The organism is Shewanella sp. Actino-trap-3, from assembly GCF_002836275.1.
GTDB classification, from domain to species: Bacteria; Pseudomonadota; Gammaproteobacteria; order Enterobacterales; family Shewanellaceae; genus Shewanella; species Shewanella psychromarinicola.
In genome coordinates this window covers 1,079,847-1,103,255 of record NZ_PJCE01000001.1, presented here as the reverse complement: position 1 = coordinate 1,103,255, position 23,409 = coordinate 1,079,847, and the positions used below count along the sequence as shown (strand labels likewise).

The 23,409-nt window shown below is 41.4% G+C and carries 20 protein-coding genes; 9 read left to right on the top strand and 11 right to left on the bottom strand.

The features are described 5' to 3' along the window. Window positions 1–54 precede the first annotated feature (54 nt). The 4 genes from fldA to CXF80_RS04670 form a co-directional block, all read right to left on the bottom strand. A complete protein-coding gene (gene fldA / locus CXF80_RS04685) occupies window positions 55–582 on the bottom strand; it encodes a flavodoxin FldA (RefSeq protein WP_101031703.1) in 528 nt (175 codons plus the stop codon). A gap of 51 nt (window positions 583–633) precedes the next feature. Next, window positions 634–906, bottom strand: coding sequence for a LexA regulated protein (gene ybfE / locus CXF80_RS04680; RefSeq protein ID WP_011637372.1), 273 nt, complete (start codon window positions 904–906; stop codon window positions 634–636). 8 nt (window positions 907–914) lie between these two features. Next, window positions 915–1,136 (bottom strand): DUF2788 domain-containing protein, encoded by a 222-nt coding sequence (locus tag CXF80_RS04675; RefSeq protein ID WP_101031701.1) that lies wholly within the window; start codon window positions 1,134–1,136, stop codon window positions 915–917. Window positions 1,137–1,235: 99 nt separating this feature from the next. After that, window positions 1,236–2,009: an alpha/beta fold hydrolase gene (locus CXF80_RS04670; RefSeq protein WP_101031699.1), complete on the bottom strand. Its 774-nt coding sequence runs from the start codon at window positions 2,007–2,009 to the stop codon at window positions 1,236–1,238. 304 nt (window positions 2,010–2,313) lie between these two features. Between CXF80_RS04670 and seqA the strand changes: the two genes are divergently transcribed. The 3 genes from seqA to CXF80_RS04655 all read left to right on the top strand — a co-directional run bounded on the left by seqA (window position 2,314) and on the right by CXF80_RS04655 (window position 5,184). Then, complete coding sequence (gene seqA / locus CXF80_RS04665; protein WP_101031697.1) at window positions 2,314–2,940, top strand: replication initiation negative regulator SeqA; 627 nt, start codon at window positions 2,314–2,316, stop codon at window positions 2,938–2,940. A 51-nt stretch (window positions 2,941–2,991) separates the two neighbouring features. Further along, a complete protein-coding gene (gene pgm / locus CXF80_RS04660) occupies window positions 2,992–4,635 on the top strand; it encodes a phosphoglucomutase (alpha-D-glucose-1,6-bisphosphate-dependent) (RefSeq protein ID WP_101031695.1) in 1,644 nt (547 codons plus the stop codon). A gap of 141 nt (window positions 4,636–4,776) precedes the next feature. Then, the gene (locus CXF80_RS04655) at window positions 4,777–5,184 is read left to right on the top strand and encodes a hypothetical protein (protein WP_101031693.1); all 408 of its coding nucleotides are present in this window, start codon (window positions 4,777–4,779) and stop codon (window positions 5,182–5,184) included. Between the two features lie 116 nt (window positions 5,185–5,300). On the opposite strand, the gene katG is transcribed toward CXF80_RS04655, so the two are convergent. From katG to dacB, 4 genes are all read right to left on the bottom strand, one after another. After that, on the bottom strand, window positions 5,301–7,487 hold the full coding sequence (katG, locus tag CXF80_RS04650; RefSeq protein WP_101031691.1) for a catalase/peroxidase HPI: 2,187 nt from the start codon (window positions 7,485–7,487) through the stop codon (window positions 5,301–5,303). Between the two features lie 340 nt (window positions 7,488–7,827). Further along, window positions 7,828–8,001 (bottom strand): hypothetical protein, encoded by a 174-nt coding sequence (locus CXF80_RS20040; protein WP_157822178.1) that lies wholly within the window; start codon window positions 7,999–8,001, stop codon window positions 7,828–7,830. A gap of 570 nt (window positions 8,002–8,571) precedes the next feature. Next, window positions 8,572–9,984 carry a nicotinate-nucleotide adenylyltransferase gene (locus CXF80_RS04645; RefSeq protein WP_101031688.1) on the bottom strand — a complete coding sequence of 471 codons (1,413 nt, stop codon included), beginning with the start codon at window positions 9,982–9,984 and terminating at the stop codon, window positions 8,572–8,574. A 250-nt stretch (window positions 9,985–10,234) separates the two neighbouring features. After that, window positions 10,235–11,920 (bottom strand): D-alanyl-D-alanine carboxypeptidase/D-alanyl-D-alanine endopeptidase, encoded by a 1,686-nt coding sequence (gene dacB / locus CXF80_RS04640; protein WP_198554730.1) that lies wholly within the window; start codon window positions 11,918–11,920, stop codon window positions 10,235–10,237. Between the two features lie 604 nt (window positions 11,921–12,524). Between dacB and pssA the strand changes: the two genes are divergently transcribed. The 5 genes from pssA (at window position 12,525) to CXF80_RS04615 (ending at window position 17,682) form a co-directional block, all read left to right on the top strand. Further along, window positions 12,525–13,865, top strand: a complete 1,341-nt coding sequence (gene pssA / locus CXF80_RS04635) for a CDP-diacylglycerol--serine O-phosphatidyltransferase (protein ID WP_101031684.1) — start codon at window positions 12,525–12,527, stop codon at window positions 13,863–13,865. A gap of 71 nt (window positions 13,866–13,936) precedes the next feature. Continuing rightward, window positions 13,937–14,746, top strand: a complete 810-nt coding sequence (locus tag CXF80_RS04630) for a tRNA-uridine aminocarboxypropyltransferase (RefSeq protein WP_101031682.1) — start codon at window positions 13,937–13,939, stop codon at window positions 14,744–14,746. A gap of 154 nt (window positions 14,747–14,900) precedes the next feature. Beyond that, the gene (locus CXF80_RS04625; RefSeq protein ID WP_101031680.1) at window positions 14,901–15,254 is read left to right on the top strand and encodes a hypothetical protein; all 354 of its coding nucleotides are present in this window, start codon (window positions 14,901–14,903) and stop codon (window positions 15,252–15,254) included. 146 nt (window positions 15,255–15,400) lie between these two features. Further along, entirely contained in the window at window positions 15,401–17,410 is a 2,010-nt protein-coding gene (locus CXF80_RS04620) for a RecQ family ATP-dependent DNA helicase (RefSeq protein WP_101031678.1), read from the top strand. Then, a complete protein-coding gene (locus CXF80_RS04615; protein WP_101031676.1) occupies window positions 17,407–17,682 on the top strand; it encodes a hypothetical protein in 276 nt (91 codons plus the stop codon). Before CXF80_RS04620 ends, CXF80_RS04615 begins: the two co-directional genes overlap by 4 nt. Before the next feature lie 58 nt (window positions 17,683–17,740). Here the strand turns inward: CXF80_RS04615 and CXF80_RS04610 are convergent, their stop codons facing one another. After that, on the bottom strand, window positions 17,741–18,487 hold the full coding sequence (locus CXF80_RS04610; protein WP_101031674.1) for a TrmJ/YjtD family RNA methyltransferase: 747 nt from the start codon (window positions 18,485–18,487) through the stop codon (window positions 17,741–17,743). Between the two features lie 60 nt (window positions 18,488–18,547). Further along, the gene (gene eco / locus CXF80_RS04605) at window positions 18,548–19,111 is read right to left on the bottom strand and encodes a serine protease inhibitor ecotin (protein ID WP_101031672.1); all 564 of its coding nucleotides are present in this window, start codon (window positions 19,109–19,111) and stop codon (window positions 18,548–18,550) included. Between the two features lie 273 nt (window positions 19,112–19,384). Between eco and CXF80_RS04600 the strand changes: the two genes are divergently transcribed. Then, window positions 19,385–20,407, top strand: coding sequence for a GGDEF domain-containing protein (locus tag CXF80_RS04600; protein WP_101031670.1), 1,023 nt, complete (start codon window positions 19,385–19,387; stop codon window positions 20,405–20,407). Window positions 20,408–20,681: 274 nt separating this feature from the next. Here CXF80_RS04600 and CXF80_RS04595 read toward each other — a convergent pair whose 3' ends face one another. Further along, the gene (locus CXF80_RS04595; RefSeq protein ID WP_101031668.1) at window positions 20,682–23,390 is read right to left on the bottom strand and encodes a bifunctional acetate--CoA ligase family protein/GNAT family N-acetyltransferase; all 2,709 of its coding nucleotides are present in this window, start codon (window positions 23,388–23,390) and stop codon (window positions 20,682–20,684) included. Between the last annotated feature and the right edge of the window lie 19 nt (window positions 23,391–23,409).

Below are 23,409 nucleotides of genomic sequence, written 5' to 3'. Positions count from 1 at the left end.
TTAAAAAGTAAAAAAGCGGCTAATTGCCGCTTTTTTTACTAAGTAACTACAGAATTAGTCTTCTAACTCAGCTAAACACATTTCTTCATAAATCTGCTTGACCCAAGCATCAACACGCTCATCGGTGAGTTCTGGTTGACGGTCTTCGTCAATCCCTAAACCAACAAAGTGCTTATCGTCCGCCATGCCTTTAGAGGCTTCGAAGTTGTAGCTTTCAGATGGCCAATTACCAATAATGATCCCACCACGCGCTTCTACGATGTCACGTATCATGCCCATCGCATCGAGGAAGTATTCCGCATAATCTTCTTGGTCACCACAACCAAAAATAGCGACTAACTTATCGGTAAAGTCGATTTGCTCAAGATCTGGAAAAAAATCATCCCAATCACACTGTGCTTCGCCGTAATACCATGTTGGAATACCAAACATTAACAAATCGTATTCAGCAATTTGCTCTTTAGTACTCTTTGCGATGTCTTTAACATCGAGCATGCTTTTACCCAGTTTTTTCTGGATCATTTTGGCTATAGCTTCGGTGTTGCCAGTATCGCTACCGAAAAAAAGACCTACAGTTGCCATTGTCTATCCTTTAAATATCAAGTTCGCGTTGTGCGATGTTCTAAAAACGTCTCAGTTGTCGAGTTGCTGTTGCAGAATAAATTCGATTAACTGGCTACGACTAATGTTACTGTTCAAAGCTTGTTGGTTCAAGGCATCATACAGATCTTGTGACACCTTTAACTCTATTCGCTTTAAACCGTTAGCGCGATCACGCTGAATTTGGTTACGCTTGTTGATCTTTAATTGCTGCTCCCTAGAAAGTGGGTTACTTCTCGGGCGCCCTCGGCGAGTTTCTGCAGCAAAAAGGTCAATAGTCGTTCTATCTGTTGTTTCTTTTGCCATTGTACTCTTTAACCGATCCCAGAGCCTTCCCAGGTCATCTGAATAATACCTTTTGCAATAAACCCGGCGCAGCCGAGGAATAAAACTAACCACACAATAAATCGACCAAATTTTGGGACTTGACCTTGTTTAAGCACATCATGGATAGCCATGCCGATAAAAAAGAATATCGATGCAAAAAACAAGTTTAAGCCTACCGCTTCAATTTGTTCAATGTATTGGTTTAACATACTTCTACCTTCGCGATTGAGTGTCTGGCGAAAAGAGGGCGCGAATATATCACATTAGGTGACAATCGGCTATATTCAAAAAGCTAAAATATTAAAAACTTACCCTTGGTTTTGTTCAATAAACTCAGACACGATGCGATTAAATATCTCTGGCTTTTGTGCATGTAACCAATGCCCTGTGCCATTTAATGTTTTGGCGCTAGCGCGAGGAAATTGACGCATGATTTCATCACGATATTCAGCCGTTACATAATTTGACTCACCACCACGGATAAATAGTGCTGGTTTATCAAAATGTTTGTCATTGGTTAATGGTAAATTCCATCCAATAATACGGTCGTAAGACTCGATTAGCCCAGTTAAATTCATTTTCCATTCAAAACCGCTATCAGTACGTTGTAGATTCTTAAGTAAAAACTGAGATGTCGGCTCATCAATACCTGCATCCATTAAGTGGGTTAAGGCTGATTTTCGAGTGGTTTTACTGTTTAATATTAAACTGGTTAATCCTGCAAACACCGTTTGATGTCTGGGACTATAAGCCACAGGAGCGATATCTGCGATCACTAGGCTTATTACTCGTTCTGGGTGTAAAAGTGCCATTGCCATTGCAATTTTGCCGCCCATTGAATGCCCAATAACATGGACTTGTTTGAGGTATAAATCATCGAGTACATCAACCATGGCATCAGCCAGTTGAGCGTAATCCATGTTATCCCAATGTTCACTCAAGCCATGATTGGGCAAATCAACCCGTATGACTTGATGCTGTTGTTCAAGCACGCTGCCTAGGTTTTTTAAATTATCAAGATTACCAAACAGTCCATGAATAAGCAGGACGGCTTCACCTTGACCAGAAGATACATAATGCATAACGCAATAAGCTCATTGGGACAATTTGTGCGGGGGATTTTGCTGCAATGAGCCTGTCAAATCAAGTTTTGATGATCGTTGTTACAATTGTTGATGATATTTTAATCGCCTTTTAATAAAATTTCAGCATTATAGGTCATTTAATGATTTTGCTACTTTATTAGTAGGTTAAGCTTGGCTTACACTGGAACAATATTTTTTTGATCGCATTAATAATAATTTGATCTGCGATCCCGAATTACTCGGCGCCAGCAAAATAATGGCTACAGTAGTGACAAAGACTGATAGAAAAAGGATGACTCTGATGAAATACATTGAAATTGACGAAGAACTTTATCGTTTTATTGCCAGTAAGACGGAACGCATCGGCGAAAGCGCTTCAGATATTTTGCGTCGTTTATTGAACTTGTCTGTCGAAGATGTCGATATAAGCTTACCCAAGGCCATTAGTCAGCCCAGTTTAGAATCTGAATCGCTGGAAGATCGTAATTCGGTTTTTAATCAAGCTAAGGCAGTCGTGGAAAAGGTCATTGCTGAACAGAATATTACCGGTCAGCACTATCCACTAGATGAAGACATTTCAACGTTAGTCACGATTGATTTTGATGCGATTGTTAACCAACATTTATTAAGCCAGCAAAAAGGTGCGGTAGGGCGTTTTATGCATTTATTAGCCAGTCTTGAAACCACTGCTCGCAGTGATTTTGATAAGGTGCTTAATGTGCAAGGCAAAGGACGTTTGTATTTTGCTCGTTCTAAACAGGCATTATTAAATTCAAGTCAATCTTCTAATCCAAAAGAAATTGCCTCAAGTGGTTTTTGGGTCACCACCAATAACAATACTGCGAAAAAACAAACTATATTAACAGAGGTATTGGAACATTTAGGCTGTGGTAGTGAAAGAGCAAAGAGCATCGCTGAACACATTTAACATTTGATCTTCCGAAGATTCTATTAATCATTTACTCATAGGAGACCACACGTGGCCATTCATCAACGCGCAGGACAGCACGCTTTACAAACGGATTTAGTGAATATTCCTAAATTGATGAGTCATTATTATCGCATTATTCCTAACGTGGAAGACGTGCAGCAGAAAGTGACGTTTGGCACTTCGGGTCATCGTGGTAGTGCGTTTACATCCAGTTTCAATCAAAACCATATTTGGGCCATCACCCAAGCTGTTGTCGATTATCGTCACTCAGCCAATATTACTGGGCCAATGATCGTCGGTTTTGACACTCATGCATTATCTTACGCCGCCTTTATGTCGGTGGTAGAAGTGTTGACTGCTAATCAAGTTAAGATGTTAATTCAAAAAGACGATGGGTTTACGCCTACCCCGGTAGTGTCGCAAGCCATAGTCACCGCTAATGCAGCTAACCCAGCGACATTAATCGATGGTTTGATTATAACGCCATCACATAATCCTCCTCAGGATGGTGGCATTAAGTACAATCCACCGCACGGCGGTCCCGCTGAAGGTGAAATTACCAAAATCATTGAATCTAAGGCCAACCAATACCTAGCGAATCAACTCTCTGGGGTTAAAAAGGTCAATTACGGTGTTGCGGTAAAATCTGGTTGGATAGATGAAGTTGATTTTATTGCGCCCTATGTTGAATCACTTGCACAAGTGATAGATATGGAAGCGATTAAAAAAGCCAACATTCGTATTGGTGTTGATCCACTGGGTGGCTCTGGTATTTATTATTGGCAGCAAATAGCCGCTCACTATAGCCTTGATATTACCTTAGTCAATGACAAAGTCGACCCCACATTTGGCTTTATGACATTAGATAAAGACGGCAAAATCCGCATGGATTGCTCGTCTCCTTATGCCATGGCAGGCTTGTTAGCGTACAGCGAAGATTATGACTTGTGCGTGGGTAATGATCCTGACTACGACCGTCACGGTATTGTGTGTCCTGGTTTTGGCTTAATGAACCCGAATCATTACTTAGCTGTTGCGATAGATTATTTAATGACCCATCGCCCGCAGTGGTCAGAGTCACTTGCAGTCGGAAAAACCTTAGTGTCTAGCGCGATGATTGACAGGGTTTGTAAGGCATTAGGACGTCATTGCCTTGAAGTGCCAGTAGGCTTTAAATGGTTTGTTGATGGCTTAGCCAAAAGCACCATAGCATTTGGCGGTGAAGAAAGTGCAGGCGCAGCGTTTTTAAAACGTGATGGCAGCACTTGGTGTACCGACAAAGACGGCTTTATTTTAGCTCTGCTTGCGGCTGAAATATTAGCGGTAACCGGTAAAACACCTGCAGAGCGTTATCAAGAATTAACCGCGCAATTTGGTGAGAGTTTTTATACGCGTATCGATAGCCCCATTAGCCTTAAGAAAAAAGCCAAGTTTGAACAATTAAATAGTGATAGCTTTACTGATACTCAATTAGCGGGTGAGGCGATAACAGCAATTTTGAGTCACGCACCCGGCAACAATGCTGCCATTGGCGGCATTAAAGTCACTACAGAAAATGGCTGGTTTGCCGCACGGCCATCGGGCACTGAAGCCTTGTTTAAAATTTATGCCGAAAGCTTTATTAGTCAGCAGCATTTGGATGACATCATCATCCAAGCACAAAAAATGATTGATCAAGCCCTAAAAGGCTAAGTTTACTGTTACTTGTTTAATAAAAATAAAAGCACTGATTTTCAGTGCTTTTTTGCTTCTATAAGATGTTATTTTTTTATCAATATGTGTAGTCTGTTTGTCGTCCATAATCAATATTAAGTCATTTCAAGGAAGAGATTAATGAATAAATGTTTCTCACTACTTTTTTTACCTGTGATTATTTTATCGGGTTGCCAAACTCAACCTGAAACCGTTCAAGTACCTCAAGCCGTGTTTAATACAAATGTGATCACTATTGAACATTCTCAACTAAATCAATATTGGTCATTGGAGCAGATTAAATCTGTAATGTTAAACAAACGTCCTGATTGGTTACCAAGAGGTGCAGGTCAGGGCGAATATTATATTACGATTGACTCAAACGGTAACGAAGTCAGCAAAGAACTTATTAGCTCGCAGCCAGAAGGTTGGATGACGCAAAAATTAGTCAACAAGATGCCAAAACAGCAGTATGAGCCAGCGGCATCGAATGTTAAGCGAGTACCCGTAAAAGTGAAAGTGGATTTTGAAATAAAGCGTATGAATTAATCTTGGGGTCGTTTAAACGTGTGTTGCACTCTTTAACCCAATAAAATACGGGGCAGAATAATATATTCTGCCCCGTCATTATTTTACAAAGTAAACATTATTACAGATATTACTCACTAGACTAGATCAAATCGATCCGCATTCATGACTTTAGTCCATGCTTTAATGAAGTCATGAACAAATTTTTCTTTAGCGTCATCTTGAGCATACACTTCGACATAAGATCTCAGTATAGAGTTAGAACCAAAGACTAAGTCAACGCGAGTGGCAGACCACTTCATCTTGCCTGTTTTACGGTCAATAATGTGATATAGGTTATTGCCAGCAGGTTTCCAGTTGTATGACATGTCGGTCAAGTTGACAAAAAAGTCATTCGATAACACGCCGACATTGTCAGTAAACACACCGTGTTGGCTGTTGTCGTAGTTGGTACCTAATACTCGCATACCGCCAACCAAAACTGTCATTTCATGGGCGGTTAGTCCCATTAATTGAGTACGGTCGAGCATCATTTCTTCAGGCTGAACGATATAGTCTTTCTTTTGCCAGTTACGATAAGCATCGTGCAACGGCTCTAATACCTCAAAAGACTCAATATCGGTTTGCTCTTGGGTGGAATCCCCACGACCAGGCGCAAACGGCACTGTAACCTTGACACCAGCAGCGTGAGCGGCTTTTTCTACTGCAGCAGTACCACCAAGTACGATTAAGTCAGCCATGCTGATAGACTTCGCAAGACCGGCTTGAATAGTGGTTAATGCTGCTAATACTTTTTGCAATCTTGCCGGCTCATTTCCTTGCCAATCTTTTTGCGGCGCTAAACGAATACGCGCACCATTGGCGCCACCACGGAAATCAGAACCACGGAAGGTACGGGCACTGTCCCAAGCGGTTGCCACAAGCTCTGCAACACTCAATTCACTGGATAAGATTTTGGCTTTAAGATCGTTAATTTCTTGCTCTGATAAGCTGTAATCAACTTGTGGAACAGGGTCTTGCCAAATTAACTCTTCAGCAGGGACTTCGGTGCCAAGATAGCGGCTTTTAGGGCCTAAATCACGATGAGTTAATTTAAACCAAGCACGGGCAAACACGTCAGAGAAATAAGCTGGGTCTTGATAAAAACGTTGCGAGATTTTGCCATATTCGGGATCCATTTTCATCGCCATATCGGCGTCTGTCATAATGGGGTTTAAGCGAATTGATGGGTCTTCGACGTCAACAGGTTTATGCTCTTCTTTGATATTGATGGGTTCCCACTGCCACGCTCCAGCAGGGCTTTTTTTAAGCTCCCACTCGTAGTTAAGCAATAACTCAAAGTAACCATTGTCCCACTGTGTTGGGTTAGTGGTCCAAGCCCCTTCAATACCACTGGAAACCGTATCTCGGCCCACGCCACGACTTGTTTTATTTAACCAGCCCAGGCCTTGGTCTTCAAGTTCTGCGCCTTCAGGAACGGCTTGTAGATTTTCTGCTTGGCCATTGCCATGACATTTACCCACAGTGTGACCACCCGCGGTAAGAGCGACGGTTTCTTCGTCATTCATTGCCATGCGTTCAAAGGTGACACGAATGTCTTGTGCGGTTCTCAGTGGGTCGGGCTTACCATCAGGACCTTCTGGGTTGACATAAATTAATCCCATCATTACAGCTGCTAATGGATTTTCGAGATCTCTTTCACCAGAATAGCGACTATCTGGTGAGTCACTAGTGGCAAGCCATTGTTTTTCTGAGCCCCAGTAGATGTCTTTTTCTGGGTGCCATATATCGGCGCGACCACCCGCAAAACCGAATGTTTTGAGTCCCATAGACTCATAGGCAACAGTACCGGCAAAAATAATTAAATCAGCCCAAGAGAGTTTGTTACCGTATTTCTTTTTGATTGGCCATAATAAGCGACGCGCTTTATCTAGATTGACGTTATCTGGCCAGCTGTTTATGGGCGCAAAACGTTGGTTACCTGTTCCTGCTCCGCCGCGACCATCAGCAATACGGTATGTCCCTGCAGAATGCCAAGCCATGCGGATCATCAGTCCGCCATAATGGCCCCAATCGGCTGGCCACCAGTCTTGGCTGTCAGTCATTAATGCGATGAGATCTTTTTTTACGGCAGAAAGATCAAGGCTTTTAAAGGCCGCAGGATAATTGAAGTCAGCTTCCATCGGATCTGATTTGCTGTCGTGTTGATGAAGAATATCGAGATTAAGTGCCTTAGGCCACCATTCCATCACATCGTCTTCGACTGAGGTATTACCGCCATGATTAACAGGGCACTTGCCTTGAGATTGTTGTGCTTTGTCCATGATATTTTCCTTGATCACTTAATAACATAAATTTTATGTATTATTGGATTGCTTAACTAGGCTAACTGACTGTGGTAACTAAAGAAAGCGACTTTTTCCGGTTTGGTTAATCGGTTTTATTGATACATAATAAGGGGGCCTATAAATCGAATAATTAATTAATCATAGAACAATTAACCAATCATGAGGTTAAGTTAATACTTCAGTTGAATTTATGATCTAGGTCACTAAATTTACTTATGTATTGGTAAAGGTTTGTCATGATGATTACGCCACAGAAGCTTGGATAAAATGGCGATTGTTTTGTCGGCATAGGTTGACCGTAATTTTAGTCTTGAGCTTAGTCGCAACCGAACGCTTGACGTTTGGCGCCAGTTTCAATTTGTTCATCCCCTTCAGCACTAACAGTACAATTAAGATTTTGCGATAACGACCGTACTGATTTTACGAGCGCGAGCTCAACATCTTTATGGTCAAGGTTACTGATATTTTGATGAGTCATTGCAATTAACAAGTGTCACACATTTATTGATCAAATTAGGGGCTGGTACATTTTTAGCTGAAAAATTGAGGTGGATAATTTGGGTGGATAATTGAGGTCGATAATTGAGGTCGATAATCCTAAGGATCCAAAATAATCAATATCCTTTGCAACTTGTTACTTTACCCATTCAGTGATCTCGATTATTTGGCAATATTTTTTGTTAGTTACCTTTTTATAGGCTGATCTTAAGTTGAAGGCCCCATGCTGATCCCGAATAAAGGCACGGATAAAGCCGCTATCTGTAACAACCGCTATTTCCTGTGGTAAAGAGTACGGATGACTAAAAAACAGGTCAGCTGTTGTGAATGATTACCATTAATTGCCGTTGTTAACGGGGGGCGTTTAATAAAGAGCCTGTTAAGTAAAATGGCTAACTTAAGATAAGTTAGCCATTTTAAGCAATAGTCTAGCAAAGCTACTTTTATGCATAATGACATAAAATATAATCAATTATTTAAGAGATTTAGCCGAAAATTGAGTCATCTTACATCGAGTAGAGCAATGACCGTTTAATCATAGCAAAAAGCTATTATGGGCTTATTATCCGCGGTAGCCGAATAATTTTTGTTCCATTATCGCTTTACTCACCGGCTCGGGAACGGCGTCAACCCATTCTCCTTGACCACGACAAATTTGCTGTAAAATTTCCCGAGAAAAAATATTAAACAGATCAATATCGCTTGATTCAATACTGGTGATAAAACCATTATCAAGCACATGACGGAATAAATAGCGTAGGTTATTGGGTACGCTGACCGTGGTTAAATCGTTAAGAATGCCTTTTTCATCTCGTTCAGGGTAGACAAACAAGCGAGTGTTATCCGGGAACAATTTACCAAAACCTTCAAGAATACCGCCTTCTAAACCGCGGTAAAATTCTTCATCAAAAATTTGTTTGATGTTAATCATGCCCACCACAATGCCAATTTGTAATTGGGTGTATTGACGGAAATAGGCCCGTAATGAGAAGTAGCGCGTGTAATCGGAAATCATCACGTTGTAGCCTAATAAATTAAGCAATTTAACCCGCTCCATGATGTCCTTTTCGGTCATATTGGCATCTTTGCCGTGTAAGTCATTTAGCGATATTTCGGCGATTAACACCGTGTTCTTATCGGTTACACCCTCTAATGTGGCAAAGGCTTTATAGCCTTGCTCAATCATATCCACATTGAGTTTGGTGATAGGTTTAAACGATCCGCGAATGGTTAATACATTCTTTTTGTAGAGCATATCGGCTGGGACCGCGACACTGCCATCGGCTTTAAACATTATCGCGCGGGTTTTCCAACTGCGAATGAGATGAATATTCTTGGTTTGATTGTCGACATCTTCAAAGTAGGGACCTTGGAAGTCAATACAATCAATTTCAATCCGATTGGCTTTTAAGCTGTCGGTTAACGAATCGATAATTTGCTTTGGATCTTCAAAATAGTAATAGCTGGCGTAAATCAGGTTTACCCCTAAAATACCCAATGCTTGCTGTTGTGCTTCGGCGCTGTCATCAAACATACGGACATGGACAATAATATTTGACGGTTCAGCACCAGGGTACATTTGAATACGCACCCCACACCATGCATGGCATTCGTTTTTACGATTAAAGCTTTTAGCCGAAACGGTTGTTGCGTAAGCAAAATAACGTGAAGACTTTGAACGAATTGCACCGACGCGATCAACCACTAAATCAAACTCTTGCTCCATCATCGCTAAGACGCGCGCTTTACTGACATAACGACCATCTTCTTGAACTCCATAGATGGCATCCGAGAATTTCATATCGTAGGCCGACATCGTTTTTGCTATCGTGCCCGCAGCTGCGCCAGCCACAAAAAAGTTACGCGCAACTTCTTGTCCGGCACCAATTTCGACTATGGTGCCGTACTTTTTCTCGTCTAAATTTAAACGAAGGGCTTTTTCTTTTGTGCCACGCGAACTGACTTGCTTATCCATAATATCTCCAGCCGATAAAACATTGATATCTTAAGGTTACGGTTAGCAATGTTATAGCAAGTGATAATATGCGCTAGTGCTGAAAGGACATTTGTAACGATATAATGATGATTTAACGATAATTATTACTTTTGTTACTGACTGTTAGCGTCAGTTTGGTTGGTGTTGACCTTGCTGGTGGCGCTAAAATTATATTATCGCGATTGAGGATGACGCACCTTTCGTTAAGATACGTCTATAGGTAGCAATATTATCTAGGCACATCCATCATGGTTTGTAAGAATATTGCTGAAAACGGCGCTTTTTGCTGTTTTTTAATTTGTGGGCTTAGGCCATTTTCGAATAAAACAAATAAATAATCATGGCCATTACTGACGTTAACTTTGCCCGCTAAGTTAGCAATACCCAACATACTGCCGGTTTTAGCAAACACATGGTTTTTCAACGGTGACTTATTAAAATAGCGTTTGTAGCGTAAGGTGCCACTGACACCTGATTCTGGTAATAAGTTGAGTAAAAAGCGGTATTGTGGTTGTTGATATAGGGTGGTGAGTACACTTAATACATGCTCAGGGGTGAGTAAATTATAGCGTGACAAACCTGAGCCATCGGCGATGTTTGCGTTGGATAAATCGATGCCTATCGAGTAAAGAATGGTTTTCAATGCTTGGCTACTTTGAGCAAAGTCACTTGGCTCCTGATAATAATCCTCACCCAGTTTTTTGAGTAAACTGTCGGCAATTAAATTATCTGATTTGAGTAACATGGTTTCGAGCAATTGAGGCAAGGCTGCAGATTGGTGGCTGGCGATAATGTACCGTTGAGCAATAAATTGCGGATCCGTACTCATTTTTCTCGCCGTAATAGGTTGCTGATGCACAATGCCTAAAGAGGCAAGTTGTTTAGCCACAATCTGCTGAGCATAAAGTTGTGGTTCCGTAATGGCTATCGCTAACGGTAATGATTTAGCCCCAACATAACAGCCACTGAGATGATAACGATTATTATCGAAACGGCTTAACGATAAGTGACACTGTGGGGCAGATCCCGTTAAGAGTGTGGGAATAACGCCAGTATCGGTTAATGACTTAACCGCAGGTTTAGCAATCGGCAACGTCGTGGACGGGTTGACAAAATAAGCATCACTACTGATTTCAATAGGCCTGTTACCCATCATGGTGATGTTGGCTATTTTATTGTAACCGGTTGTGGCTAATCGACCATAGACGCAATTTTTATCAATGATGAAAGGCGATATTGGGGCCGCATAGCAGATCCCTAAATCGTCCCATACCCATCCAGGTGCTTGTAGTTGGCTGTCTTGTTCACTGGTTAATACGATGTTGCCTGTCAGTTCAGTGATGCCCAGCTGACTTAAGGAGGCGAGTAACAGGCGCAAATCTTGGTACTTAAAAGTCGGATCGCCACTGAACTCGACATAAATATCACCAGAATAAATGCCATGGTCAATCCGGCTTTTATCCAGAGGTTGCTCTGCTAGCGTAGTTAATCGTGTTTGGTAGGTAAATTCTTTACCGAGTTGTTTGGTCGCGGCCAATGCGGTTAACAGTTTTTGGACACTGGCAGGCTGCATCAACGATTGATTGTTGTACTCAAATACCGTTTGTTGACTAGTCATGTCCCACACGGTAATGCCTAACTGTGAATGCATTGGTTTTAATAGTTGCAGCATACTATCAAGATATAACGCTGCAGGCTGCTGGGCAACCTTGTCGATCTGGGGTGTTGATATGGGTTGCTGATTGATTGATTGTTGAATGGTTGATTGTTGGTTAGGCAGTTCTGTTGCCTTGACGACACAAGGCTGGCTTGTGACGATCAATGCACATAATAGCCATAAGGCTTGAGTACCCCTCCCATATTGATGCTCATAAGATGAACGAGGCCGAGTGAGGTAGAAAAGCATTGAATTCATAAAAGCCTTCATCAAGAGTTCACTAACGATAGATGATGTTAGCTGATGAAATCCTTGGCTGATACGCATTTGATGATTTTTGCTTATAAATATGTGCTTTATGTGTTTATCATGATCTCTTTAGCTGACTAGTTAGCAAGCAATCTTAGTTTAATGGTCTAATTATCGGCAAAAAAGCGTATTAAAACCGCTGTTAAGTGAGAAAAATCTTGCTCATCACCTTGTTAGTCGGTAATTTCTATCGTTTTAATAAACGCCAAACTCAACAATCTATCAAAAATCGATGTCTCAGAGTTGCAATTGCACCATTTTGCATAATATCGTGGCGTCGTTGATGTCGAGTTGATCTGATAGAATGACCACGATTTATCACCAAACAGTGAGGTTTAATACTGTCAATGCTATCTCGTAGACACGATTGAAATGACGTTAAAAGAAATATCATGAGTTGAGGTTGAAGTTTGATAACTCCCTCTATGTGTCTGTCAAACATGTGCGTAATAAACATGGCGCGTAATGTTTGCTAAACATTCCAACAGCGTACTCACAATTACAATATATCGCTGTAATGTTTTTGAATTAGATCCCATTACTGATTATCGTAGTGGTCACCCATTTTAAGGAGGATGCCTTGCTGGATAAGCTAGGTGGTATTGCCCTAAATGCAGATGCCGTGTCTTGGTTGCTTAACCCAAAAGACTTTAAGCAAGCCATATTAACTAAAATCGCATCGGCAACATCTTCAATTTACATCGCGGCATTATATGTTGAAGATGATGAAGCCGGCCGTGAAGTATTGCATGCGCTATTAGCTGCAAAAGACCAAAACCCACAATTAGAGATTAAAGTGTTAGTGGATTACCATCGTGCACGCCGAGGCCTCATTGGTCAAAAAGGCGACAGTGGTAATAATGTTTTATATCGTCAATTAATGGCTGAAGCGACGCACCCGTTTGATATTGTGGGCGTGCCGGTTAAGTCTCGTGAATTTATGGGTGTGTTACACCTTAAAGGGTTTATTATCGATGACACTGTTATTTACAGTGGCGCGAGCATTAACAATATTTATTTTCAGCAGCAAGAAAAATACCGTTTCGATAGATACCATGTTATCGACAGCCCTGAGCTGGCCCGCAGCATGCGCGATATGATACAAAATGACATCGTCAGCGATCCTGCCGTAAGTATATTAAGTCAAGCTGGTGACAATGATGATAGCCCTGAAAAGAACGATATTAAAAGTTTTAAGTATCGATTATCTCAGGTGCGATATCAGTATACCTCAACCACAGTGGGCAACCGTGTAACGCCATTGGTCGGCTTAGGGCGAAGGAACAACGTATTAAATGACACAATCATTAAGTTGGTTGATTCCTCAACTCAAGAGTTGTTTATTTGTACGCCTTATTTTAATCCTCCGACTATTTTGACCCGTGCATTAGCAAGACATCTGCGTGAGGGTAAAAAAATTGATATTGTCGTGGGTGACAAAACTGCTAACGATTTCTATATTCCGCCGGATCAAGATTTTACTACCATTGGTGCATTGCCATATATGTACGAACAATCACTGCGTAAATTTGCCAAAAACCAGCAGTGGGCGATTGACAATGGACAGCTTAATATTCATTTATGGAAAGATGGGATTAACAGTTTTCATTTGAAAGGCATCAGTGCTGATAATCGTAAGCATCTCATCACAGGTTCAAATCTAAACCCACGAGCTTGGGCATTAGATTTAGAAAACGCTTTATTATTGCATGATGATTCAGGTTGCTGGAAAGAGTCGTTCATCAAAGAGCAGCAATATATCTTGCTCCACACTGAGCGGTTATATCATTATAGCCAAATTGATACCTTGCAGAAATACCCTAAACCAGTGAAAAAAATCATGAATCGAATTCGCCGTTTAAAAGCAGACTTTTTACTGCGCCGTATTCTATAATTACCTGAAAATGTTTATACTCGTTCATCACCATTATTGGTGATGAATTTTTTTCACCTCAGAGTTGTCAAATGTCAGAGCTATCAAGTAAAGCTATTAAAGCGCCTATTCATGCAGTACATCGGTTGCATGAATATCGAAAATCATTGTCGACTAAGCCCTTTGGTGCTCGAGGAAAGAAACTTGTTAGGTGTAATTTATGTCTTTTGGGTGAATTATTTTGCACGTGTAAACATCGACAATATTTGAGTACCAACGTCAGCTTTATGCTGATCATGTATAACGATGAAGTGTTGAAGCCAACCAACAGCGGTAGGTTAATTGCCGACTTAATTCCAGACACGCATGCGTTTTTATGGACTCGAACAGAGACGGATCGTGCGATGTTGGCATTATTAACCAATCCACAATACCAACCGTTTTTAGTCTTCCCACAACAATATGTTGAAAACGATCAAGCCATTGTTGAACACATAACTTCCGCCGAATTGTCAACCGCCCCTGGTCACGCTAAAACGCCTCTGTTGGTGATGCTCGATGGCAGTTGGCGTGAAGCGATAAAAATGTATCGTAAAAGCCCGTATTTACATCAAATGCCAGTATTATCATTTGCACCCGACACCTTAGCGACTTATGCGCTCCGCAAAGGGAGTCATGATTTTCAACTCGGTACCGCTGAAGTGGCGGCGTTAGCATTAACCGCTGCTGAAGAACCACAAAATGGTTTAGCATTATCTACTTGGTTTGATTTATTCGTTGAATCTTCGTTGCTGGGGCGTAACCGCCGAGCAAAAGAAACATTAACCCCTATTGCTGTGTTTATTGATGCTTATAAGCAAGCATTAAACGTCAGTCATGAGTGCAGCAAACGAACCGTTTAAGCGGCTAACCACTGCTAAGCAGTTGCATATTGTGTCCAATTAGGAGATGCTAACCGAACGCCTATGGCTTGACCTGCAGGCGCAACGATAGATCTTATGCGTCGGTGTGGATCTCATCTACCGGTTTTTTATTAAGGACAGTGTCGTACAATCTATGGAAGAGTCGATAAACAGTACTAGAGATATAAATACTAGCAAGTTAGTCATCTTGTGCCGTCTTGAACCAGGTTGTTTAGGACCTGATGGCGTCGATCATATCAATACTTTTTGCCGGGTTGCCGAACGTGCATTAGTGACCTTAAATGCTGACGTGTGTCATTGGCTTCTTGCGCCTCGTGTTGACAAAAGCCTAATTGAAATTCAATACAGTCTTGCTGGTAAGGTGTTGTCTCGCGATAAAGCCATTAAGTTCATTGGCTCTTTCGATCAAGACCTTAATGTAATAGAAGAGCGCTTTGAAGATAAACTGACGCAATTGATTAATCAATATATTGCCCGTAAACGTTAGATTTAACCCATAGTACTTTAGATTTATCTCATAGCACTTTAGATTTAACTATTAGCACTTTAGATTTAGCGGATAGCACTAAAGCTTACTGCTTAATCGTTAATTGTATAATCCTATGTTGTTTGGGGTTAATAACAGGATTAATTATGACTCCCTTAGCGCACTCCGAAACCGCACTCACAGAAGCGACCCCTGCAATTTTCGATCATCAAGCGCTACATCAATTGCTACAACAACAATTTGGTTTTACTGAGTTCAGAGAAGGCCAACAAGCGGTTATCGAAACCATTTTAGGCGGTCATTCGGCGTTAGCGATATTTCCTACCGGTTCTGGCAAATCTTTGTGTTATCAGTTTTGCGCCCAACAGTTACCTCATCTCACCTTAGTGATTTCGCCATTATTGGCATTAATGAAAGATCAGTTAGCTTTTTTAACCAGCAAGGGGATCGCGGCCGCCAGTATTGATTCAAGTTTAACCTATGAGCAAACACAACAAGTCATGCGCGATGTTCGTGAACAGCGCACTCGGATTTTAATGGTATCGGTTGAGCGTTTTAAAAATGAGCGCTTTAGGCAATTCCTTAAGTCAGTACCCATTTCTTTGCTGGTGGTCGATGAAGCGCATTGTATTTCTGAATGGGGACACAATTTCAGGCCCGACTATTTAAAAATACCGCAATATTGTCAAGAATTTGCTATCCCCCAAAGTTTATTGTTAACCGCAACGGCAACAGAACAAGTCAAATTGGATATGGCTAAGCGTTTTGGTTTATTACCGGAACAGGTGGTCCAAACCGGTTTTTATCGGGCGAACTTAGATTTATCAGTTATTGCGGTAAGTCAGCTGCAAAAACTCAATCAACTCACCCATAGCGTAAAAGAGTATACTGGTAGTGGCATTGTATACGTGACCTTACAGCAAACGGCTGAAGACGTTGCCGCACACTTGATCCGTCAAGGGATCAATGCCGCAGCTTATCATGCGGGGATGGATCAAACTGTCCGCCAGCATATTCAACAGCATTTTATGGATAATCAAATCCAAGTGATAGTGGCGACCATTGCATTTGGTATGGGCATTGATAAATCGGATATTCGATTTGTTATCCATTTTGATTTACCTAAGTCTATTGAAAATTACAGCCAGGAAATTGGCCGAGCAGGGCGCGACGGACAATTATCTCACTGTGTTACGCTAGCTAATTTAGATGGGTTGAATACGGTTGAAAATTTTGTTTATGGTGATACTCCTGAAGCACAGAATATTAGCCAGTTATTAGGTATAATTGCCAGTGAGACTGAAGATGGTCGCTGGGAAGTACAAGAAACGCCATTGTCCTCCGCGTGTAATATTCGCTCATTGCCGTTGAAGACGTTATTTGTACAGTTAGAGCTACTCGGCGTGATCCGTCCAAGCTATGCTTATTTTGCTGAATTTAAATATCGGTTTGTTGAAGACCCGCAAACCATTCTCAGTCGATTTAATGATCAACGCCAGCAGTTTCTTAGTCAGGTGTTTGCCCATACACAGTTTAAAAAGATTTGGGGACAACTGGATTTTGATAGTTTATATCAACAACATGGTTGTGAGCGTCAACGAGTCGTTGCGGCATTAAATTATTTAGCTGAGCAGAATTTGATTATTCTTGAGACAAAAAAAATTACTCAAGTGTATGATGTACAACAGCAGACGTTATCGACACCGCAACAATTACAACAACTTACTCAGCAACTCAGTGAGTATTTTAGTGATAATGAACATAAAGAAATTGTTCGGATTAGTAAGCTAGTCAATTTTTTTGAACTTGATCGTTGTTTAAGTGCAAATTTAGCTCAGTATTTTGATGACCACTCAGTACCACAAATATGTGGTCATTGCAGCGTTTGTCGTGGGCAAATTGCTGTATTATCAAAACAAGCTTTGGCTCCGATACCAGACTCGGCCACAGTGACAACATTGCTTGAACCGTTAACCATACTGGCTCAGGCAAAATCGCTACCCACTCCAACCATTGCTACGCAGGCTAAATTTCTTGCTGGTATGATAATGCCAATGTTTAGTCGTTTGAAAGTTAAACAATTAGATGGCTTTGGACGTTTTAGTGCTTATCGATATCAAGATATTCTGGATACTGTTAAGAAGGTAAATTCATGAAACCGGTTCCTGAAATATTGTTAAAGCGACACGGTGAGTTAATACAAAGTGAAGGCGTGACGGTAGTATCCCATATTCAACGTCAAGTTGGAGAATGGGTGGTACAAACGTTAATGATTAAAGATTGCGATGTGCCATTTAAATACAAGCGACCTCAACGTTTCAAAAGTTTGTTAGACCATAAAGTGAATCTGATTTACTACCCTGCAAAAGAAGTCGTGGGTGGCTTTGAAATTGAAATAATGCAAGTGGTAAGGGTTCGCCGTTACTAAACCCAATATTGTAAACTCAGCTCACCACGTTTCGGTGTGCTGAGTGTTAATGGATAGGTTATTTCAGTTTTTTTGCAATGTCATTCAATAATTGATGAGCCATTTTCATATCACGTTGTCCCAGCATGGCTATGCCGTCGCTGAGCCATTGGACAAGTTTAGTATCTTCCCCTGCATCAATCTGCTCGACTAAAGCCATCGCTTTCGCCTTTAAAGCCTGTAATTGGTCAGTTGCTATATCTGTGGCCGCTAACTGTTGTAGACCAATTTTTTTATCAACCTGGCTGAGTTGATAGGCAAATACCATCACTGCTTGGCCTAAATTTAGCGAGGGATAATCGGCAGCTAATGACACATAGCTGTAGAGATCACATAGGCTTAACTCTTCATTATTCAGTCCGCTAGACTCTCTGCCAAATACAATAGCACATGGATGGGCTAGGTTTTGCAATGAGTGAGTATGTGGGTGTTCTCGCGGGATACTCCTTGGTCCGAATACATTCTTGCTTTGTAACGTACTGACTAACTCTGTCGGTGATAAATAACACCTTGGGCTTCCTCTTTCACGTGCTGTTGTGGCAATCAGCAGATCGGTACGTTCACGTAATGTCGCTAGACTGTCTACGGTAATGGTATTGGCGAGAATATCTTGTGCACCATGTGCCACCCAAAGTGCTTCAGGCTGTAAATGTAATGCAGAATTAACTAAAATAAGCTGTTCAAAGCCCATGGTCTTGATAGCTCTAGCCGCAGCACCCACATTGGCCGCTCGGGTGGGTTCAACTAACACAAATGAAATAGACATAAATCGACAACTGATGAAAAGTGACCCAAGTATAAACTTAAGCCCTTTGTGCCTCAACGCTTACTGCTCACTAAACACAAACTCGCTGGCAGTTTTCCACACTCTATAACGTAAATCAGTACCTTCAGGTAAATAAAAGACTTTAGGTTGACGGCTGTCATAGCGCAGCGTCAGGGCTTCATTGAGGACAATAAATTCAGCGGTTCTCTCTGCAGTACACATCATTCTGGTAGTCGGGCCTTGCATCACTTTATCGACTTGGTAATAAACATATCCCCAGCCGGCTAATGACAATGTGCTAATCTTACCTATGAGATTGATTTTATTGCAATCGACAAGTTTATTTTGGCCTATTTGCACTTCAAGCATGTAATTTTGTTCATCGGCTAGGGTTGGCAAGGTAAGCACATGTTGTACCATTCCAGTGGAAGGTGAGGGATACATTTTACTGGCAACTTGCGGTTGATAATGACGGGTATCCATAACTGTGCTGTTAATTTTTATGTTGTTAAGATAATTATTGTCAACAGGACTTGTAGCATTCGATCCAAACGACAACACGCTAGTAATGATAGTTACAGTAATGATGAGCTTTTTGGCATAAGCGAGAGCTGGCAGGTTCATATTCTGTCCTCGTAAAGTGTATGTAAGATGTTTCGCATTAAAAGGCATGGTATTTCCGGTGTTCACACTAAAAATAACAAATAATAAAAGTATGTTTACCTTAGTTATTTATAGTAAACGCTGTGTGGGACTAAAAGGGTTAAATGAATACGTTTTATTTACCTATGTCTAATGGTTAACAAAACGATCAATAATTGAGTTTAGTTCATAAGTATGACATAACATACTGATAACCTTTGACACATTGTATTTATTACTAAGGTATCGTTTTCGATGCATAATACCCAAAATCTTGAACAAACTTCGCATATACTGCATTTGGCATTACCTAAAATGGCATCATTAGCTATTCCTGTAACGCCAGAAAATTATGCTATTTGGTTTGATTATTTTGCCGAGACGAACCTTAATCTTAAACGTGCAATTGATGGTTTAATTGCTAATAAGGTCCAATTTACTCCCGAAGTTAACTTAGGCTTATACAATCGGTTTATTGAAGAACGTTCACCAGAAATTATTGAAAATGTGCACATTGAAACTCAAATTCTGATAAACAGCTTATTGAATAAGGTTGAGCTGCTAAATCTTGGTACTGAGTCTTTTTCAACTAATCTTAATGAATTTGGTGAAAAGCTGCAAACAAACCCCAATGCTGATGAACTCCACCTTATCGTGGAATGTATTGCTGATGAAGTGGAACAAGTCATTGCCAATAATCGTCATATGGCGGTCAGTCTTGCGTCGTTATCTGAAGAGATTACTAGTCTCAAAGATGAAATGGACAACTTAAGTAAGGTGGCCATGACAGATGAACTGACATCGTTAAAAAATCGCCGTTCTTATGAACTGTTTGCCGCAGAGCAGGTGACTAAGTTTAATGATACCCAAACCATATGCAGTCTGTTGATGATAGATATCGATGATTTTAAGGTATTCAATGATACTTTTGGCCATTTAATTGGCGATAAGGTTTTGGCTTATGTTGCCTTAGCCATGAAAAATACCGTTAAAGGCGACGATTTGGTTGCCCGCTATGGCGGTGAAGAGTTTGTCGTCATGTTACCCAATGCCAAGCTTAACGACGCCGTGAATGTGGCCGAAAAGATCCGCGAGAGAATTTCATTGAAACAGCTTTCTATCGGTAAAGAAAAAAAACAAAACCTAGGCCATATTACCGTCTCTATTGGGGTGGCAACAATTCAAACGGGTGATGACACTGACACGTTATTTTACCGCGCTGATGAGCAACTTTATATCGCAAAATCAGCCGGTAAAAATTGCGTTAAGTTTGCTTGATGTTAATCTATATCGTTTTTATGGCTATAAATTCAATCCTCTATTTAGCTTTTGATTTAGCACATGATTTAGCGATATGCTCGTCAATAATCAGACGTTATCAGGTCTGTTCTAGCGGGCATAATGGCTATTTCGATAATGTCTTTTATCTTGTTTAATCGCACGGGTATTTGGCTATAAAACGTTTAAGCCCACCAATGAATGTAATCGCTATGATCCATTGGTGGGCGTTTGTTTATCTATTGCTGATTAATACCGTGTGATAACCAGAATGTTATTGGACGGTAGACTCAGGTTGCAAATCCATGTGCATTTTTATCAGATGTTCTTCCATATCAAATGACACTGTAAACCCGAGTGACTTGGCAAGGTTGGCCATACTGCGGTTTTCAAACATGGTAAACCCCATTAAATAAAGGGTGTTATTGGTCTTGTAATAAGCAATCAGTTTTTCGAGCAATAACTTACCTAAGCCGATCCCTTGATAGTTACTGCGTACCGCCATAGCAAACTCGGCTTCAGTATTATCTGGGTCGATAGATGCTCTCACGGCGCCTAAGGTCAGCTCTTCGCCATCTTCTGTCATTGTGGTTGCGATAAACGCCATTTCACGGGAATAATCAATTTGAGTTAATACTGCCATTTCTTCATGGGTCATCCGTGAACGCACCCCAAAATAACGTTTGTATCTGTCTTCATCACTTAATGAATTATCAAACTCTAAATGCTTAGGTTCATCTTCGGGCAAAATGGGTCTTAACATCACCTGAAGACCGTTTTTTAAGGTGGTGGTTTGTTCTAATTCTTTCGGGTAAGGCAAAATGGCCAAGCGGTTTATGTTGTCTTGTGGCGTATCATGCAACCGCATATTGACGTCTAATAAGGTGATTTTCTCACCCGCCGCTAACACTGGGTTAATGTCTAATTCAGCGATTTCAGGGCAATCAATAATCAAATGAGAGATTTGGGTTAACATGACGCACAAGGCATTCATGTCTAAACCCAGTGGTAAGTGACGGTCACGTAACTTGTGGGTTTTCAGTGCTTGGATGACCATATATCGCGCCAACGCCATATTTAACGGAGGCAAGGCAACGGCAGCATCACGAGTCGGGTCCCAATCCGAGCCACCTTCACCTAAACAGATAGCGGGGCCAAATACCGGATCATTAATCACGGATACCCGAATTTCTTGTGCCCCCGCGGTTAAGGCCATTTTTTGAATAATCAAACCGTCAATTTTGGCGCTAGGAGTAATTTGATGAACCCGATTAATAATAGAGTGGGCGGCATAGCTCACATCTTCATCCGAGGCTAAATTTAATACCACACCGTGGACATCCGACTTGTAGAGTAGGTCGGGTGATTGCACTTTTAACGCCACCGGATAACCTATTTGCTTGGCGACATTGACGGCTTCATCCACGTCTTTTACAAATAATGTTTCAATGGTATTGAGGCCGTAAGCTCGTAAAATATCACCAGCTTGATGGGTTTCCAGTACCGTTTGACCATTATCTAAGGCCTGTTGTAATAATGCTCGCGCCGCGTGGCTATCAGTCGGAATATTATCGGGTATCGATTGTGGGACTTCTTGGAGTAATTTTTGGTTACGACGGTATTCGACCATATGCATAAATGCTTTTACAGCCCCTTCAGGGGTGCGATAGGTCGAAATGCCAGCTTTAGTAAACCGTTTGCGGGCGAGATAAGCTGAGTCCTCACCGCCCCAGTTGGTGAGTATATTTAATCGGTTTCGATTGGGGTGTTTATTAATGATGTCGATAATACTGTTGGCTATTTCGACGCTTTCGCCTAATATCGATGGCGAATGCAGCACTAAAATGGTGTCAGTCTCATTACTACTCATCAGCACATTTAAGGTATCAGCGTAACGTTGATGGTCTGCATCACCAATCATGTCGATAGGATTTTGCTGTGACCAGGTGCTAGGCAAAATAGTGTTGAGCTCGGCAACTGTTTTTTCTGACAAGGGGGCTAATTTGCCACCTTTTATGATCAGCTCATCAGCAGCAAGCACCGCAGGGCCGCCGCCATTGCTCATAATAACCAATCGTTCGCCTTTGAGGGGTGCAGAATGTGCGAGACTTTCAACCGCGGCAAATAATTCGATTAAATCATTAACCCTTAGCATACCGGCACGCCTAAAGGCGGCTTCGTAAACGGCATCGTTGCCACCAATCCCCCCAGTATGGAGCATGGCGGCTTTTACACCTTCACGGCTGCGTCCTGATTTAATCACAAATATGGGTTTATTGCGCGAGGCGGCACGGGCAGCAGATAAAAAGTGACGTTTTTCGTTTATTGAATCAATATATAACATGATGGCGCTGGTTTTACTGTCACGGCCTAGATAGTCTAGCAATTCACCAAAGTCGATATCGGTGGCATCACCCAATGAAATAAAGGAAGAAAAGCCAATGCCTTTGTTGTTTGCCCAATCGAGTACCGTGGTACAAATGGCGGCAGATTGTGACACAAAGGCGATTTTCCCGGTGTTGGCACCTGCGTGGGCTAAACTGGCATTGAGACCTATAGGCGGTAAAATCATTCCTAAGCTATTGGGGCCTAACAAACGCATCCCGTAACGTTTAGCATATTGCTTGGTGACTTCAAGTAAATTATTGCCTTGCTCGTCGGTTTGCGAGGCCATGCCTGAGGCCATAATAATGGCCACTTTGCAGCCAAATTGCGCTAAACGTTCAACGATACTGGGGACTTTTAGCGCATTAGTACAAATAATGGCGAGATCTGGTTTGATGGGTAGCGCTTCAATATTGGGATAAGCCAATACCCCCATCACAGCAGTGTACTTGGGGGTGACCGGCATAATAGGTCCAGAAAAACCACCCGAAAGCAGGTTTTTCATAATGGCTTTACCCGCACGTTTATTGCCGTTAGACGCGCCAATGACTGCCACAGAAGTGGGTTTAAATAGAGCATTAATGCTACGTTGACTCATAGAAAGTGACCTTAGCTGG